This is a genomic window from Methanothermobacter crinale (assembly GCF_055397825.1).
Window position 1 is genome coordinate 1,161,075 of the sequence record NZ_AP042450.1, and the last position, 16,801, is coordinate 1,177,875.

Annotated in this window: 15 protein-coding genes and 1 pseudogene; 10 read left to right on the plus strand and 6 right to left on the minus strand. The window is 37.5% G+C overall.

The genetic code is table 11. The features are described 5' to 3' along the window. Position 1: 1 nt before the first annotated feature. The 6 genes and pseudogenes from ACZ5XX_RS06730 to ACZ5XX_RS06755 all read left to right on the plus strand — a co-directional run. Positions 2–205, plus strand: a pseudogene (locus tag ACZ5XX_RS06730) (signal recognition particle subunit SRP19/SEC65 family protein); the annotation flags it as partial. Positions 206–284: 79 nt separating this feature from the next. Then, complete coding sequence (gene recJ, locus ACZ5XX_RS06735; RefSeq protein ID WP_464583755.1) at positions 285–1,670, plus strand: single-stranded-DNA-specific exonuclease RecJ; 1,386 nt, start codon at positions 285–287, stop codon at positions 1,668–1,670. Positions 1,671–1,676: 6 nt separating this feature from the next. Then, positions 1,677–2,468 carry a DUF7839 domain-containing protein gene (locus ACZ5XX_RS06740; RefSeq protein ID WP_464583757.1) on the plus strand — a complete coding sequence of 264 codons (792 nt, stop codon included), beginning with the start codon at positions 1,677–1,679 and terminating at the stop codon, positions 2,466–2,468. Positions 2,469–3,225: 757 nt separating this feature from the next. Continuing rightward, a complete protein-coding gene (locus ACZ5XX_RS06745; protein WP_464583759.1) occupies positions 3,226–3,993 on the plus strand; it encodes a zinc dependent phospholipase C family protein in 768 nt (255 codons plus the stop codon). 1,066 nt (positions 3,994–5,059) lie between these two features. Further along, positions 5,060–5,188 (plus strand): hypothetical protein, encoded by a 129-nt coding sequence (locus ACZ5XX_RS06750; RefSeq protein ID WP_464583761.1) that lies wholly within the window; start codon positions 5,060–5,062, stop codon positions 5,186–5,188. Between the two features lie 189 nt (positions 5,189–5,377). Then, positions 5,378–5,482, plus strand: coding sequence for an oligosaccharide flippase family protein (locus tag ACZ5XX_RS06755; RefSeq protein WP_464586289.1), 105 nt, complete (start codon positions 5,378–5,380; stop codon positions 5,480–5,482). Positions 5,483–7,415: 1,933 nt separating this feature from the next. Here the strand turns inward: ACZ5XX_RS06755 and ACZ5XX_RS06760 are convergent. After that, positions 7,416–8,153 carry an FkbM family methyltransferase gene (locus ACZ5XX_RS06760; RefSeq protein ID WP_464583763.1) on the minus strand — a complete coding sequence of 246 codons (738 nt, stop codon included), beginning with the start codon at positions 8,151–8,153 and terminating at the stop codon, positions 7,416–7,418. A gap of 161 nt (positions 8,154–8,314) precedes the next feature. Beyond that, on the minus strand, positions 8,315–9,286 hold the full coding sequence (locus tag ACZ5XX_RS06765) for a glycosyltransferase family 4 protein (protein ID WP_464583765.1): 972 nt from the start codon (positions 9,284–9,286) through the stop codon (positions 8,315–8,317). A gap of 172 nt (positions 9,287–9,458) precedes the next feature. Here ACZ5XX_RS06765 and ACZ5XX_RS06770 point away from each other — a divergent pair, with 172 nt between their 5' ends. Then, on the plus strand, positions 9,459–9,740 hold the full coding sequence (locus tag ACZ5XX_RS06770) for a hypothetical protein (protein WP_464583768.1): 282 nt from the start codon (positions 9,459–9,461) through the stop codon (positions 9,738–9,740). 1,094 nt (positions 9,741–10,834) lie between these two features. Here the strand turns inward: ACZ5XX_RS06770 and ACZ5XX_RS06775 are convergent. The 4 genes from ACZ5XX_RS06775 to ACZ5XX_RS06790 all read right to left on the minus strand — a co-directional run bounded on the left by ACZ5XX_RS06775 (position 10,835) and on the right by ACZ5XX_RS06790 (position 12,784). Continuing rightward, positions 10,835–11,116 carry a glycosyltransferase gene (locus ACZ5XX_RS06775; protein WP_464586291.1) on the minus strand — a complete coding sequence of 94 codons (282 nt, stop codon included), beginning with the start codon at positions 11,114–11,116 and terminating at the stop codon, positions 10,835–10,837. Positions 11,117–11,220: 104 nt separating this feature from the next. Beyond that, entirely contained in the window at positions 11,221–12,342 is a 1,122-nt protein-coding gene (locus ACZ5XX_RS06780; RefSeq protein WP_464583770.1) for a glycosyltransferase family 4 protein, read from the minus strand. Positions 12,343–12,576: 234 nt separating this feature from the next. Further along, positions 12,577–12,699: a hypothetical protein gene (locus tag ACZ5XX_RS06785; protein ID WP_464586293.1), complete on the minus strand. Its 123-nt coding sequence runs from the start codon at positions 12,697–12,699 to the stop codon at positions 12,577–12,579. 10 nt (positions 12,700–12,709) lie between these two features. Beyond that, the gene (locus tag ACZ5XX_RS06790; protein ID WP_464586295.1) at positions 12,710–12,784 is read right to left on the minus strand and encodes a hypothetical protein; all 75 of its coding nucleotides are present in this window, start codon (positions 12,782–12,784) and stop codon (positions 12,710–12,712) included. A 544-nt stretch (positions 12,785–13,328) separates the two neighbouring features. Between ACZ5XX_RS06790 and ACZ5XX_RS06795 the strand changes: the two genes are divergently transcribed. Genes ACZ5XX_RS06795 through ACZ5XX_RS06805 form a run of 3 tightly spaced genes read left to right on the plus strand, consistent with a single transcriptional unit; the run spans position 13,329 to position 16,799 of the window. Next, complete coding sequence (locus ACZ5XX_RS06795) at positions 13,329–14,534, plus strand: tRNA (5-methylaminomethyl-2-thiouridine)(34)-methyltransferase MnmD (RefSeq protein WP_464583772.1); 1,206 nt, start codon at positions 13,329–13,331, stop codon at positions 14,532–14,534. Continuing rightward, entirely contained in the window at positions 14,515–16,461 is a 1,947-nt protein-coding gene (tgtA, locus tag ACZ5XX_RS06800; protein ID WP_464583774.1) for a tRNA guanosine(15) transglycosylase TgtA, read from the plus strand. The genes ACZ5XX_RS06795 and tgtA overlap by 20 nt, the downstream gene beginning before the upstream one ends. Then, a complete protein-coding gene (locus tag ACZ5XX_RS06805; RefSeq protein WP_464583776.1) occupies positions 16,458–16,799 on the plus strand; it encodes a nascent polypeptide-associated complex protein in 342 nt (113 codons plus the stop codon). Before tgtA ends, ACZ5XX_RS06805 begins: the two co-directional genes overlap by 4 nt. The last annotated feature ends 2 nt before the right edge of the window (positions 16,800–16,801 follow it).

The window sequence follows — 16,801 nt, forward strand, 5'->3', positions numbered from 1 at the left end:
CATGCAAACAATCATATGGCCCGCTTATCTAGATGCTAAAAAAACAAAAAAAGAAGGAAGAAAAATCCCCCGAAAGCATGCAGTAGAATCCCCAACTTTAAACGAGATCAAAGAGGCTGCTGAAAGATTAAAATTCAAGGCAAGGGTAGAGGCGGATAAGGCATATCCACCATCATGGTGGGAACGCAGCGGAAGAGTCATAATAGAACACAACAACCTAAAAAAAAGAAGACTACTCATCAAGATCAGTAAAATGATAAAAGCCTCCCGAAAGAGATGATAGGATGAAAACACCCCCAGGACTCGATAAAGGCCTCCTAAAGGCTAAAGAGATTATAGAATCCTCGGAGGACATTAAAGTTTACAGTCACCGCGACTGTGACGGTATAACAGCCGGGGCCATCATCTCAACCCTCCTTGAAAGAACAGAAAAAGACTATGAAATAGAATTCATAAACCTCAACCAAGTCGAAGACATCAAAATAGAAAACGAGCTCACAATATTCACAGACATGGGCTCAGGCCAACAAATAGAAGAAATCGCCACATCCAACTCCAAGATAATAATCTTGGATCACCATCCACCACTCCCAAGAAAAAACCCGAAAGGACAATTACTAGAACTGAACCCAATAAAACATGGGATAGACGGTTCAACCCAAGTCTCAGGCGGTGGAATGGCATACCTCCTCTCAAAAAAATTCAACCATCATGACCTAAGCTGGATGGGCGTGTTATCAGCCGTAGGAGACCTTCAAAATTCGCTCACAGGCAAACTAACAGGTCTAAACGCTCAAATACTAGAGGATAGCAAGCAACTGGGGCAAATAGATATCATAGAAGACCTATCAATATATGGCAGACAAACAAGACCCATATTCGTAGCCTTATCATACTTCAGTGACGTCAACCTGCCAATCACCAACAACAGGACAGAATCTATACTACTGTTAAAAAAATTAAGGATACCATATAAGGAAGGGGAAAGATACCGTTGCCTATGTGACCTAACCATGGAAGAGAAAAGAAAACTATTCTCAGAACTAGTTAAGATGCTATCAAGGAAAGTGCCCCCAAAATACGTGAAATATATTCCACAATTAGTATCCACAGAGGCATATGACCTCCTAGGAGAAGAAAAATACACACCACTCCGCGACTTGGCAGAATTCTCCACGGCTATAAACGCCTGCAATCGAAACAACGACATCAAACTAGCCCTCAAAATACTAAGAGGAGAAAGAGACAAGGCACTAGACGAACTGGAAACAGTTACAAGAGCCCATAGAAGATACTTGGCAGAGAAAATAGAACTAATAGAAAGAGAGGAGCTCCTACAACAAAAAAGGAACCTACAATACTTCAAAACCACTGAGATAAGAGATAACGTGATAGGCACCATAGCAGGGATGATAATAGGCTACGGTGACTGGAGAAAACCCATAATAGGCCTAGGGGTCAAGGAACATGGCACAAAGGTTTCCCTGCGCTGTTCAAGGCTCCTCGCATTAGATGGGATACACTTCGGATCCATAATAGGTAAAATAGCAGAGAAAGTCGGGGGAAGTGGCGGAGGACATGCAATGGCCTGCGGAGCCTACATACCCCACGGAACCGAAGAAAAATTCCTAGAATTACTCGATAATGCACTTAATGGCAAGATAGGGTGAAACAGCATGCGAGTATTCAAAAAGAAAGGTGAACTCACAAGATTTCAGATACTAGCCGAGATAGCGGAAAACCAACCCCACATAAGACAAAGGGACATCGCTGAGAAACTAGGCGTAACAGTACAAGCCGTCTCCGAGAACATAAAAGCACTAACAAACCAAGGCTATATAGAACCAGGAGATGGAAGATCATACTATAAACTAACAAAAAAAGGACTGGAAAAACTAAAAAGAGAAGCTATAACACTCAGAAAATATGCCGATAGCGTACTAGAGACAATGAGCACCTACAAATCAACATGGCCGGCCATAGCAAAAGAAAACCTCAAAAAAGGCGACGAAGTCGAACTATTCATGGAAGATGGAATACTATACGCGAAAAAGAGAAAAAACGGCCAAGCCCACGGGAAGGTCCTGCAAGATGCCGAAAAAGGAGAGGATGTGGCATTAACGGAGCTCAGCGGACTAATCAACCTCAGAAAAGGTAGAGCAACCATACTAGTACTCCCAAGGATAAACGAAGGAGGATCCAGAGCCGCCAACCTCCAAAAGATAAAAAAGATCTACAATCAAGGCTACGACAAAGTCGGTATAATGGGGACGGTAGCAAGGGCAGCGGCCAACAAACTAAACCTAAGAGTCGATTTTGAATTCGCAACACCAGAAGCAACCCTAGCCGCGGCCAAAAGAGGCCTGGACGTCCTAGTATTAGCGGTGGGTAAGATGAGTAAAAGCATAGCAAGAAAACTCGAAGAAGAAAACATAGAATACAAGATAGAAAATGTAACCAAAACCTAACATTATACTTTTCGCGCACTCCCCTAACAGAATAAAACCCCACCTCTCATTTAAAAACTTCCACCCCACACTTTAATAAAAAACCATATTTTTCTGTCCTACAATATTTTTAGGTGCTTCTAATATCCACGTGTAACTGCAAATTGAAGTAAAAACCCTCCTTTTTTTGAAAGGTCATTATATCCATGTGAAAAAGAATCCTCCATTCTCCTAAAACCCCATCAAACCTCCCTTTTGAAACATTCATATACTTTCTCCATGACAAATTTCAGCGCTAATACTTTTGAACGGTCTTATAGAAACAGTGAAAATATGGAGGCAAAACAATAAACTTCGTTCCGCGAAAAACTATCACAGCAAAAAATCTCACTTATGTTCCAGAGGATCATAGGTAATTAGTACTACTCTTTTACCCTGCTAAATTGGAAGTGCTTAGAACGAGGAGATTATAGAGGCTAAAAAATTGAAGGGAAGAACCCAATAAATTTATTCACATCATTTCTATTTCTATGATCTCTTGTCAATTCGGATTTCACGCATATTCGTCTAAAAACTATTTGCTATTTTTTAGAAGTGTACATGCTGGTCGATTCTTTCTTTAAATGCCAACATAGATTTTCTTCCCTAAAAAAAGTTTATAAATTATTGGTTCCCAAATAATGTTAAGAAAATCTTCATAATCGGAGACTTTATCCATCATCCCCTTAGAGTGTAGAGATCTCCTATCGCAAAATTGGGAGGTGTTATTATAAGGCGTATGATAGGACTTCTGCACATGATCCTGCTAATTTTAATCTTACTGGCTTCAACCACGTTTGCATGGAAATGGCACACACATTACAATACAGTGGATCAAATCTATAAGAGCCTTCCCAGGGAATATAGAGAAAAAATTGACATTGAAGCCATGAAAGACGGGTCAGATGACCCCGACCAGAAATTTAAAGACTTTAAAAGGCACCATTTCCCACCAGCATATTATGAAGCGAAAAAGTGGCTCATAAAAGGAAAAGACGCATGGGACAAAAAAGATTACAAATATGCAAGTTACTGCTTTGGAGTAGCCTCACATTACATAACAGATTCATTCTGCGCTCCACATTACATTACCGAAGAATCGGAAGAAAATCACCAGGTCTATGAAGCTCAAGTCTTTGACTATGCGCCTAAAATTGAATATGTCGAAGGAGACCTCTACACTTTAATGTCGATGGGCCCTTACACTTCAGATCACTGGAAAATATGGTTAAACACAAAAAACCCTAGCATACCAAGAAAAGACTTGGACGTGGGGGCTTCCATCACCTATTCCGCGATAAAAGACGCAATAGAAGGTAAAATCCAATACTATCCCACAAAGGCCTACAAAGAAGATTACGTCGCTCAAAATAGGACGACCAATATCACATCGTCACAGCCAAAAAATTACGCCACCCCATTAAAAGAGACAGGAACGCCTATAGCACCCCTGTTAATAGGAGTAACCCTAATAGTAGCTGCTCTCATCGGAAAAAAATACTTTTAGAGCCAAAATTCCCTTTAACCATCCATGGCAGATTCAAGATATTCTGCAATCTTAGCTTCCTCCACCATACAGAATATATGAATTCATTTCGAAAGCCCTCGACCCTCATTATTTTTTATCTTGTACGAGAACAGTTATCCCGAAGGATGATCTAAAAAGACCTGCTAAAGCCATAACTTGGATTTTACATACAAAGTTCAAACTTTAAATTCGGCTCCCTACATTTAGTCGTTCTTTGATCCTTACTTCCCCTTGGGATTCTTGATAAAATTGAGGTTTATTCTTTCCATTACAAAAAGCTGCGATAATAATGATCCCAATTATTCTTTTCCTTTAATTTTTTCTTCTAATTCTTTTATCCTTCTTTCGATCCATTTTTTCTCTTCTTTTAAAATTTCAAGCTCCTATATCTCAGATAGTATGGATATCGCACATCTCTCGGTCCGAAACCACCTCTTCCGTATCCCATAAAATAGTAAGGGTATATCTCTGATACATGGTAAATTCTTCCTCTCACATTTTCATAATATGCATGAGACCCGAAACCACACTTACAAGGACCTACATACCTAAACCTTCTGCACATAGTTTACCACCTTCCTTTAATCTGCTTTAGGATCTCTTTCTGAAAATTTTGAGCATCATTATGAATATATATTCATAACTCATATATAAATGTTAAAATGAACACTATCCAGATAATCTAAACATAACACTTTCAATAGATCCTAAATTTCGAGAAAAAAGAAAATGACCTAAACTTGTAGATCACCACATTAATCGCCAATATAATCCTCCCCACTTATGCTTTCGAAAAAGGAAATTCTAATAAGCCCCTACACCTAACAATAAAAATCTACTTTTACAGCTAATGCTAAAAAATCAAAAATACATACCCATTTTTATATAACAGATTTTAAAGATTATATTATAAAATTTTTAGAATCCGTGATTCGATGTTATAAGCAAGAATACAAACAGAAAAAAGAAAATCACGCCATTAGAAGCTATAATCAATTTAAAAAAAGAAGAGATAGAATCCCATGGATTTAAATGCGACTAAGAAGTGATCATAGCACCTAAACCTGAATTCCAAGAACTTATAGAAATCTATGAAAAATACGAAAAATTACTAAAAGAAAATAGAAGTAACAAAACAACTAAAAAATACAAACAACCAGAAAAAGAAAAATAGCCACTCCCAAAAAAGATCCAACACCCCCGGAAGACCTTTCAAAAAAAATTAGCCGAAATTCTATAACTGTAAAAATCCGAAAATAATTCTGTAATTAAAATAAAGATCCATGCAGATTTCAAGATTAAAATTAATTCTTTTAAACAAGATTATTCCAGTAAGTGATATGATATTATCTATTACGCGACGATACAACTTCTACAATATCTTCTCCCATTTGTAACCTTCCCATATCTTACAAGGATTTTGGGCCCGGCCAACTTTGGAAGAGGTTACATTCATTGGATAATGTGACATTTTAACCATTTAAAAAAGAAAGAGAAGGAAAATGGGAAAGAAAAAATCGTTGAAAAAATATATCCATTCCACCGCCTCGACAAAGCATCTAGTGATTATACATCACCAAAAAACCATAAAAAGATTAAGTGTCATTCTTACATGCTCAGAGGACAAGAGAAATCAAAAAGCAAGCAAAAAATTAATTAAAATGTCATTGTGACATTTTCACACCCCAACATGCTCCAAATCACCCAGAAAAAATAAATTCTGTATTAAAAATGCTTTTTTGTCAGGAATGTGTGCCCCATATATTTATTAGCTTTAGAATATATTATAAAAAATGAGGTGAAATCTGCATTCCACTCACCTTATAACGGATCCAAAATGGGTTTTTTATAAAATAAGTGGTATATGAACAATTAAAGGATAACTTAATTGTTATTATGACCCAATAATGAAAAAGCAGGTGAACCCTCGACTTCACAAACTTCTATTAAGGCAGGCCCTTATTTAGTGAAGAAATTCGAATATTTTTAGCAGGCTAAAACTTTCTTTGGGACTGTTTCTGAGAATTTGTTTAATGTTTACCACAGCTTTTTTGAAATTATCCATTGTTGGGATGTTCTCATTGATATAAGTATAAGATCTAGAAAGGTTTCAACCGGAAAAAATATGTTGGAAGGTTCTCTTTTAGCTTTCTTGGTAAATGCCTGCCCCTTCTATGGAAAATAGTACTCTTGAATATTTAACATGACTTTTTTGGGAATATATTTTGCAAAACAAGGTGTATGGGTAAACTGGCAAGAAAAACCGAACTCACCTAAGGAATTGTAAGAATGGAGAGAGAGCTACAAAATACATGGAGATTTTAGTAGAATAGTGGAAAGTGGTAAAGTATGTGCAGAATTCTCAAAGATCCACATCTACACATTCTAGAGGTGGAATCGGGGGAATCAAAGATAATGAAGTACAAGAGGATACTCGAAAAAATAGCATATTCAAGAAGAAAAGGGAAGCCAAAATATTAAAATGAAATTGTTAATAATATCTAGAGGAAAGGATTAAATCCATGGAAAGCTGCAACATGTACATGGCGCATGCAAGTCCAAAAAGAATTTGGAAATCAGAAGAAAAATGTCGAAGTGAAGGCAGAGGAAAAAGAACAGGTGTCTTCAACCATGATCAGTACAGATCTTGGGATATATTGAAAATGTGGAAGTCAAGCGTCAATATCGAAAATGATGTCAGTGAGCCATTAAATTATGGAATGTCCATATATAAAATGGGAAGGGCTCGATTTGAGTGGCTCTATACATGTAGTCTGGTCTAAACTTCTAGGCTAGCTGATTTTTTGAGTTCCATCCTACCATTGCAATTTTTTGTAGTTTCTATTCCAACGCCCTAAAGGGACTTTCCAATGGCTTGTCTTCGGTTTCACCTTCTTGAACGGCCCTTTTAACCGCCCCCTTTTGCTTCTTTTGTATTATGGAATTCCTTTTCCTTGCCTGGTTATTTTAGTGTTTTCATCTGTCATGAGTCTTCATTTTACTCTTATTTTACTGCAGTTCCACTGTAGTATCATTGCAATCTTGTGAAGTGTAAAGGGGGCCTCTTTTCCAATTTTTCTTCCTTTATCTGTTTTTTCACGTCTTTTAAAGCTTACTTACCTGAAAGGGTGATAAATGTTATTTTCACATGGTTTTACGGTGTTTTTTGATAACCACAAAACCTGCAAAATTCCAATACCGGGCCTGATTTTAACGTTTCTTTTTGTGATAAGTATTACCCGAGAACACAAGTGAAGATGCGAAAAAAGCAGCAAACTATAGCCGTAAATGGTTTGAAGATTTTCTTTAAAAAAGATCAATATTTTTGCTGACATCATATTATTTTCATTACAAAAAGGGGGTATGGAGGTGTAGAGAATGAAGAATGCCTATTTTCTTGATTACTTTTTGCTAAAATGGAGTATACTTATGCCAAGGAAACGATTATCCATTCTCTTTTCAATTTTAAAATCTTCATTTTTTAATTTTTCTATGATGGTCTCTGGGGGCTTCTTGATTAAAAAAGTATGGTACTCAAGGATGATCTTATTGAACATTTGTAGGTCTTGTTCTTTTATTATTTTATATTCGCAACCTTCACAATCCATCTTTAATAAGTAAGGGTCTTCTATTTCATATTGTTTTAATATTCTTTTTAATGTTATAGTATTTACCTCTAAGGCGTTATCTGCTTTTATGAGAATGCTGGATTCTCCCCCTTTATTTAAACCTTGGTAGCTTATTTTAGCGCGACCTTCCTTGCTGTTCACAGCTTTATTTACAAAGGTTATTTTATCAGCTAGATGAGAGTTTAATTTAATATTTTTGAGGGCCACTTGATACACTTCTGGGATTGGTTCAAAAGAATAAACTCTATAACCTTTGTTGGCAAAATATAACGCTGTATCACCAACATTTCCACCTATATCTATCACTATTTTATCTTTATCCGTGGATGGGACATGATATGGTTCTTCAACGAATGTTTCAAAAAAAGATGACAAAGCGACGTTCATTATTTTTAAATTTAGAGGTTTTATATTTATCACTTCCTTATCTTTTTGATCAACAAGCAATTTAGCTACTTTCCAGTTTATGTTAAGTTTATGGGGAGAGATAGAGAGAAGAGCAGGGAACAACCCACTTTCTATGTCACGTTTTGTAAGTTTTACAACCCCTAATTGCCTAAAATCACATTCACACTCACTAAAAACTCCTAACCTAAATAATAGTACAGAGAATGGATTGTTGGTTGACTGAAAAATCTTGGTGGTCCAATAAAATTTTTTGCTCAAATAATCTATAATCCTAATTCCTCCAATGTCTTGTTAAAAACTTCCTTGAATTCCTTAACTTGACTTTCTTTTGAAAATCGACGACTGATGTCCTTACATTTCCTGGAAATTTTCCTTTTCCAATGCAATGGCCTATTGTATACTCTCATTATCTTTTCAGCTATTGTTTTAGGTTTATTGTCTTTTAAAATTAAAAAATCAAGACCATGCTCCCTGAAAACCTCAGATTGACCGGTATTCTCTGTAACAATAGGTATGATACCAGCTGACATGGCCTCCAGTACAGAAACAGGAAATGGTTCGAAGTCCGCCGGATGAACATAAAAAGAACATCTACTAAAGTATTTCTCAGGATGCTTCGTAAAGCCAATCTTATGTAACCAGTCATGCTTCTCTTCAATAATATCGCAACAAGACCCAATAAGATAAAGTTGAAAATTCCCATTATCATCATTCAAAATCTTCACGGCCTCAACAAGATTATCAAAACGTTTATCAGCTCTGTGACTCCCTATGAAGAGTATGTTTGATGTGTCAAGTGGACAGCTAATATCAAAATTTACATTAACGCCAAATGGGTGGACAACCTTTATATCTCGGGATTTGAAATATTTAGATGCCAATCTCTTGTTCATTTTGGATACAGTTATTATATGGTCAACAAATGACAATAAAAACTTCATCAGCAACTTCTTAGGGAATATACTCCTTGAAATAAGATAAAAGAAGGCGTCTGCATTGAGAAGTATGATCTTTGCCCTGGGGTTCTTAATTTTTTTAAGAATTGCTAAAGGTAGCCCCAATCCGCCTTCAGAAAAAACCACATCAGCCCTGTATTTATCTTTAATAATTGAACTAAAAAGAATCTTTATTATAGATTTACGGTTATCTCCATAAAACTCCCATTTATCAGTTATGGTTTCCGCAAATGCTGCGTGAACTGGATGTGGACCTTGATGAATAAAAACTATCTTCATTTATTCCACCTATCTCTAAAGTTTTTTAGAACTCGATTCCGTATAATATTTTTTGGCTATAATCAGGGGTCACATAAGTATTAATTATCAACCTTTGAAAGGTGACCCCCTCATTGAGCCTCTAACATAGTATATAGTAACAGTTAATAAAATTTAAAGATATTGCATTTAAGTGGAGGAGGATTTACCAATTATTCAAGTACCATGCCAAAGCATAAGTACATTCAGCACCATTTATGGCATTGAAGATGAAATTATAGGCTCAAGTATTTTGATAGCTTTAATGCTTTCAGTACTCAAAATGCTCAGCTTGAAGGATGTGTCACACTTCAAAGGTTCATTTAAGTGCATCATGATCCTGGGGAGCTGGAAGAGGCCTGAGTTAACGGTGCATTTATTCAATATAGAGGATACTTGGATCTCTATCGATGGAACAGGATATGTAACTTCATGATACGCTATAAAGCCAGATCACGCAAAAAAAACAGAGAAAAAGTTACACTAAAAATCAGATTGCACTGGATGCACAAGAACAGGTTATATTAGCACACAGAGTAGTCAGGAGTCTCCATGAAACAAAGGATGCAATACCATCTAACAAGGAAATACAGAGCGGCGGGATTTTGTATGGATAAATCATTCGACCAAGAAAAAGATGCACATAAACGAAAAACTAAAATCAACCAGCATGGATACCACTCAAAAAAAGACATGAAGAAAGGTAAGCATCGGTTTGCAATGGATCTCTTCAGTATATAATTTTGGAAATCTGGCGGAGGCGGCCATCAGTAATGAAAATGATAATGGGTGATGAAAGGCTATTCAAGGAGCAACTGACAAGGATACCGGGAAACAAAGCTCAATAACATCTACGTAGGCACGTAAAAACCTCATCGAAATAGGGAAAAACAGGACTTTTTACAAAACCTCCAATCATATATTTGGGACTTTCACCCGCCATTTAAATGTGAGAATCTTTTTAAATTCGCTATGATTTATTCTTTTTTTGACCATTTTCCTTTTTTTCATGATTGATATTATATTTTTGTAGGCATCATATTTTGCCCGGAAAATGATCCATTTTTTTCCTTTTTAAATTTAAAAGAACTTGTAAAATTTCTGCTAATATGAATAAAGGCGAATATGCGACAAGAAGAGGCCCTGGCATGTTTTTAAGGTGAGTCCATGTGTAGTTTCTCCAGTTATGGTATATTGTGAAGTCGCTTAAAATCCCCTTTGAGGCTCCTTTGTGATGATATGCAATCGCATCGGGACAATAGTATGATTTCCACCCGGCCAATCTTAATCTTAATGCCAGATCAAAATCTTCATAATATGCGAAGAAATCTTCATCAAAATACTCCCCGTTGATTTCAACATCTTCTAGGGCTTCCCTACTATATAGACAAGCGGCAGCGCAGCATCCAAGGATTTCAGTTGCATTATCATATTCTTCAGTTGCTTTGTAGGCGCCCCGGTTGAATCCCAGACCATTCTTTGAGTATTCTAGGCCAGTTGAATCGATAAGCTTGGGGTTTTGTCCCCATATTATCTTGCTTGGATACTCCCGGCCCTTTGATGTTTTTCGGCCATTTTAACAAAATTTTCGATAAAATCTGGTTCTGTTGTGGTGTCGTTGTTGAGGCAGATCAGATATTTGCATTTAGGATCTTTGAATGCTTCTTTGATTCCTTGATTGTTTGCCTTGGCAAAACCAAAGTTTTTTGGATTTTTTATTACTTTTAGTTTGCCATTTTCTATCCAAGTGTGGTAATTTTCCCGTAAATATTTTGATGAGTCATTATTTTCTGAATTGTCAATGATTATTATCTTAAATTCGTTGTAGGTTTGTTTTAGAGGGAATCAAGGTAGCTTTTAAGGAAGTTTTTGCCCTTGTATTCTGGTGTGACTATGTATACCCTTGTCATTTTGAATCACATACCCTTATATGTTTTAATGATCTCATCTATGATCTTGTCCCAGTTGAATTTTTCTTCGACTATTTTTCTCCCATTTCTTCCCATTTCCTCTTGTAGTTTTTCATCTAGGAGTAGTGTTTTTATTTTTTCTCTTAAGGACTTTATGTTTAGGGGTTCGATTAGGAATCCGTTCTCACCATCTTTTATAACCTCTATAACCCCTCCACTTTTATAAGCTATAATCGGTCGTTTACATGCGTTGGCTTCAGCAAGAACCATCCCGAACCCTTCTCTTGTTGATGGGAGGACCAGTATAGAAGACTCCTTCATATGATATATAACATCAGCATATCTAAGATTCGTGTAAAATGACACCCTATCTTCTATCTTACAATCTTTCACAAGTTTTAGAAGTCTATTTTTCTCTACGCCGCTGCCTATGATCTTCAATCTTATATCTGGGATCTCATCTTTTAATTCTTTCACTATTTTTAGGAGGTGGTCAACATGTTTGTGAGGTGCGAGCCTCCCTACAAAAATCAGAGTATCAGGAGTTCTTGATGCTTTTATCGAATCTACTAGGGGTAAGTCAACACCATTATAGACGACCTGGATCCTCTCGGGTTTTATTCCATAATCTTTGATTAATGCGTTTTTTGTTGCATTACTTACGGTGATTATCCTGTCATATGGTAGTCTTAGGAGTGTTTTCTCGGCTAATTTAGCAGTTTTCGATGATTGTATCCACTGATCGGGAAAAGTGGAGCTTACATCATGGATTGTTGCAACCATTGGCGTTCTTTTAATCCTTGAGGCTATAAAAGCTGGTAATAGTGGGGCATATGTCTGGGCATCGATAATATCATAATCATGGGATAGGATCCAGAATATAACAGCCAACATGAAATGCAAAAAATCCAAAAAACTCCTCTTTGGAGGATCCCCTATCACAGGACCGATATGATGGACTTTTAAACCTCTTATATCCTCCTTTTCCTTAACACCTTTAATTTTCATGGATATTACTTCGACTCGCCAGCCCCTTTCAATTAGTCTTTTCCCTATTTCAAAATATCGCCTTTCCCCACCACCAGGATAATGGGGCACGAAGAAATCGGAAACTATCAATATCTTCATAGAAGATCTTAAATAGGACTATACATATAACCTTTTTGGGGAGTTTCCAATCGAAATGTTTTAGAATGGTGAGAAGACTCTGATAAATACTAGCCAGGTGGGTATTGTTTTGGCTGTGAGACTGATATACCCTTTCACCATTAAGTAGTTTTTCCATTTGCCAATCTCATTGTAGTAGCATGTTCACAGAGAATTAAAGTAGATGAGTAGTGCAGGTAGACGAATGCTGGTGGATTAGTTTCTGTTGATCCTAGGGCCGCGACAAAAATAGGCTGCTATAACAATCCATGGCGTGAAGCTTGCTAGGCACTCGCATATATATGGCGACCAGTCAATCTTTTCAATGTATTGGTTCAGTTTCCCATTATCATCGAAAAACGAAGATCATTACAAGTGACCAGAGTTCCCAGACTCCTACAAAGGTTGCAAGTATCACGATCATGATCAAACTTGGAAGTGCATATTCGTACCAATGATATTGAATTCATATGAGAACAGGGCATGTATACTTTGGGTTTTTCTAGTTATTCGTACCCAATATTGGATTCATATCATTCTTCAGGTAATCCATCCTTTTGAGGAACCTGATGAAATGTGCAACTGCCAACATAAAAGGGAAAAGTTAATATAACAACCAATAGCCTATGGATGCGACTTTAAGGCATGATCTGAAATGATGTAAATTCATTGAAACTATCTTAGACTTCAAATAGAATGTGCTCATGAAAAGGGAACTTCCAGAACAAATTATTATGATTCCTTGGATAAAATGTAACGATCCAGCGATTATGTTCAATCTTTTAAGTCCCTTCAAAACTTTATAGGGGGATCTTCGCCTTAAACCTTTCAATATATTAATAAATATTGTGGGATCTAAAAACTTATTTTAGCGGCCAAAAAAAAGAGATTTGTTATGATGGAAATTTTCACATTGAATTTTTCATGCTTTAAGCCTAATTGTGGGATCCACTTTTCTGGTGTGAGTCATGTACAAACCTTTGACAGTAGATGATGAAATCATAGCATTTATAAGAGAATATTTGGGCAGGGAACGTCTTGGAGAAAATGTAAGGGAAGAGGCTTCAAGGGAACTTAGAAGATATTTGATCAGGACTTGTGATGGTTCATATACACTCCCTTCACAGAAGGTTTCGGGAAAAAGTGAAACCATGCACACAATCCATGGTGCCATAAGTGAGGCCTATGAAAAATTTGTTAAGCCATTACAACTAGAAAACAGAGACACTATTAGGGTTCTTGATATCTGCTCCGGACTCGGATACAATTCAGCAGCGCTCATAGACCATATAAGAGCCGATAATATTGTTATACATATGATAGAAGTTTCGCCAGAGGTTATATTTGCTGGGGTCCTTGTTCCAAGTCCAATATCAACCCATAGGATCATAAAAAAGGCATATGAGGAATGGCTATTTGAAAATGGATGGGTCCATTTCCAGATGATCTCGACCACGATCCCCGAGAATATCTCCATCGAAGTTTTCTGTGAAGATGCAAGACAAATATTACCCTCACTCCCACAAGGATACTATAATGCCATATTCTTGGACGCCTTCAGCCCTGATAAAACTCCCGAACTTTACACTCTAGAATTTATAATGGAACTTGCAAGGGTTATAGAAGATGATGGGATACTTACAACTTATACTTCAGCTGCCCCTGTAAGATCTGCCATGATAGAAGCCGGTTTCCATGTGGGTGAAGGTCCAAGTTTTGGTAGAAGAGGTGGTACTATCGCATCACTCTCAAAGGTGATGAAAGACTTGTCATGGATTGATGAAAGAATGATAGCCTTATCGGACGTTGGAATACCATACACTGATCCTAGTCTAGCTGATAGTAGAGATGAAATAATAGAAAGGAGAAAAAGGGAAAGAAGAACAGTTAGGAATACAAAAAGGTTGTCCTCAACTGTTCGAACACCGTTATACCTTGGTAAGGATCTTAAAGGTGGTAAATATGATCATAGGGTCTTGAAAAATCTTAGGAAGTTTGGGATCAAGGATGGATTTTCAAAAGAAGCACTTTATGTTATCTGTCCACAATATTCTGATTGTATATGTGGGTGTGGACTTTCAAGATTATCATCTTCACGAGACAGAATACTTGAAATGAGAAATAGGCTTGAATCCTTGTCAACGGGGAAATTATATGTTCGAAATAAAGAATAAGGATAATCTTGGCAGGACAGGTATATTCAAGATAGGAGACTCTAAAGTTAAAACACCCGCTTTAATGCCCGTAATACACCCCGGAAAAGTTTCATTGGATGTTAAATCTTTCGGCGCCGAAATAGTGATAACAAACGCCTACATAATCTACAAGAACGATAAATTAAGGGATCTGGCCCTTAGATGGGGTGTTCATAAGCTTATAGGCTTTGATGGTCCTGTTGTAACAGATTCTGGTTCCTTCCAACTGGCAGAATATGGCGACATTGATATAAGTAACAGAGAGATTGTTGAGTTCCAGGAGGATATCGGAGCCGATATTGGAACATCACTTGACATACCAACACCACCATATGCACCCTATAAAAAGGCTGAAAAGGACCTTGAGATAACCCTAGAAAGGGCCAAGGAGGCGTTATCCTCTCGAAAAAATATGATGTTGAATTCTGTTGTCCAAGGTTCCACATATGCTAATCTTAGGAGAAGGTGCGCTAGGGAACTTTCAAGGATGGATTTTGATGTTCATCCCATTGGAGCAGTTGTACCTCTTCTAGAATCCTATGATTATAAAAGTCTTGTTGAGGTTGTTATGGCCTCTGTAGAGTGTCTTCCACCTTCTAGGCCTCGGCATCTTATGGGTGCTGGGCATCCTATGCTATTTGCACTCGCAGTCGCCATGGGCTGCGACCTATTTGATTCAGCAGCTTATATGTTATATGCTAATGATGACAGGCTCCTAACACCATCTGGGACATATAAACTAGATGGACTTAAGGAGATGCCATGCTCTTGTAATGTGTGTGTTGAACACACTCCACAGGAATTACAGGCCATGGATAAAGATAAGAGAAGAGATCTTATAGCAGCCCACAATCTTTATGTGAGTTTTGCCGAGATTAGGAGGGTGAGGCAAGCCATAAGTGATGGTAGTCTGATGGAGCTTGTTGATCAGAGGTGTAGAGCACATCCACGATTATTGGACGCTTATCGAAGGCTACTTAATTATCAGGAACTGATCGAAAAGTATGATCCAGTATCTAAAAAGTCCGCTTTTTTTTATACTGGTCCAGAGTCGCTTAAGAGAGTTGAAGTTTATCGCCACCATAGGAGATTGAACCGACTCCCCAAGAAAAGGGGGCTTGTGCTTTTATCAGCATATAATAAGCCCTATTCAAGGCATGTCCCAGAAGATCTTGGGGAATTTTTTTCTCAAGCCCCTGTTGAAATTGATGAGTGGCAGTTCATGGTAGTTGACATCCCCTTCGGGATAATACCATTGGAATTGGATGAGTTTTATCCTTTCTCCCAGAACGAGTCCCCATCCACATTAGATGTTGAATCAGAGAATTTCATCAGTTCAATAATAAAAAAGCTTGAAGGAGAGTATGAAGCTATAATAGTCAGTGGAGATGTTAATAGAAGATTTAACCTTGGGTTTAAGTTTAGGGTTGAGCCTCCCCATATTAAGTTTTCTGATAGGGATCGTCTAGTTGCTGTGGCAGATTATCAGTTTGGTAAGGGTGCTGGTAAAGCGCTCTTCAATGGAAATCTCCAAATAATAAAGAGTAAAAAGACTGGGAGAATACGTTATGTTTACGCTGATGACGAGCTTATCGCGAGTATAAGGACATCTGATGGTTTCATAATCCCATCATGGAAAGGTGCATCACTCTTACACTCCAGCCTAGATTATCCCAGGTGTAGAGTTGTTGTAAACGAGGAATCAGAACCCTTTGCAAGGGAGGGGAAAAATATATTTGCAAAGTTTGTTATAGAATGTGATAAAAATATACGTGCTAATGATGAAGTTTTAATAGTTAACGAAGATGATGAATTATTAGCAACTGGCAAGTCGCTCCTCTGTAGTGAGGAAATCCTAGACTTTAGTCATGGCCAGGTTATAAAGACCAGGAGAGGAAGAAGATGATACCCGGCATGAACCCTAAGCAGTTGAAACAGATGCAAAGGGCCATGAAACAGATGGGAATGGAGATGAAGGATCTTAAGGGCGTGAAAGAGGTTATAATAAGGTTAAAGGACAAGGACATTATCATAGGGAATCCTAAGGTCAGTATCATGGACTTCATGGGCCAGAGAACCTACCAGGTAACCGGTAAAGCCAAGGAGAAAACCAGAGAACCAGAGATACCTGAGGAGGATATAGAGCTTGTGATGAGTCAAACAGGCGCCACCAGAAAGGAAGCGGAGGACGCGTTAAAGGATACCAAGGGAGATCTTGCAGAGGCTATCTTGAGGTTAAGTTAAAA

Excerpts from the sequence above, each read along its gene's own strand:
- recJ (WP_464583755.1), top strand. The coding sequence starts at position 285 with ATGAAAACACCCCCAGGACTCGATAAAGGCCTCCTAAAGGCTAAAGAG.
- ACZ5XX_RS06740 (WP_464583757.1), top strand. The coding sequence starts at position 1,677 with ATGCGAGTATTCAAAAAGAAAGGTGAACTCACAAGATTTCAGATACTA.
- ACZ5XX_RS06745 (WP_464583759.1), top strand. The coding sequence starts at position 3,226 with ATGATAGGACTTCTGCACATGATCCTGCTAATTTTAATCTTACTGGCT.
- ACZ5XX_RS06765 (WP_464583765.1), bottom strand. The coding sequence starts at position 9,286 with ATGAAGATAGTTTTTATTCATCAAGGTCCACATCCAGTTCACGCAGCA.
- ACZ5XX_RS06780 (WP_464583770.1), bottom strand. The coding sequence starts at position 12,342 with ATGAAGATATTGATAGTTTCCGATTTCTTCGTGCCCCATTATCCTGGT.
- ACZ5XX_RS06795 (WP_464583772.1), top strand. The coding sequence starts at position 13,329 with ATGTACAAACCTTTGACAGTAGATGATGAAATCATAGCATTTATAAGA.
- tgtA (WP_464583774.1), top strand. The coding sequence starts at position 14,515 with ATGTTCGAAATAAAGAATAAGGATAATCTTGGCAGGACAGGTATATTC.
- ACZ5XX_RS06805 (WP_464583776.1), top strand. The coding sequence starts at position 16,458 with ATGATACCCGGCATGAACCCTAAGCAGTTGAAACAGATGCAAAGGGCC.